General features: G+C 53.4%; 1 rRNA gene. It reads right to left on the minus strand.

From position 1 onward, the window contains the following. Nucleotides 1-521: ribosomal RNA gene (locus ACL9RM_RS26480) — 23S ribosomal RNA — on the minus strand; the annotation flags it as partial.

Genomic DNA, 521 nt, shown 5'->3' on the forward strand with positions numbered 1-521 from the left:
TGTCGGTTTGCGGTACGGGCACCTTCTCCTGGCTAGAGGCTTTTCTTGGCAGTCTGAGATCATGACCTTCGCTACTATAATTTTCGCTCCCCATCACAGCCCAGCCTTACGATGTGCGGATTTGCCTACACACCAGCCTCACTGCTTAGACGGACATCCATCAGTCCGCGTCACTACCCTACTGCGTCACCCCATTGCTCATAACGGATTACGGTGGTACAGGAATTTCGACCTGTTGTCCTTCGACTACGCCTATCGGCCTCGCCTTAGGTCCCGACTTACCCTGAGCGGACGAACCTTCCTCAGGAACCCTTAGGCTTTCGGCGGATCTGATTCTCACAGATCTTTTCGTTACTCATACCGGCATTCTCACTTGAATGCAGTCCAGCGCTCCTTACGGTACACCTTCAACCCGCATTCAACGCTCCCCTACCCCTGATGCAAGCATCAAGCCATAGCTTCGGTGGTGTGTTTAGCCCCGTTACATTTTCGGCGCAGAGTCACTCGACCAGTGAGCTATT

The organism is Paenibacillus sp. S29 (assembly GCF_049319765.1).
In the GTDB taxonomy this organism is placed as follows: domain Bacteria; phylum Bacillota; class Bacilli; order Paenibacillales; family Paenibacillaceae; genus Paenibacillus; species Paenibacillus polymyxa_B.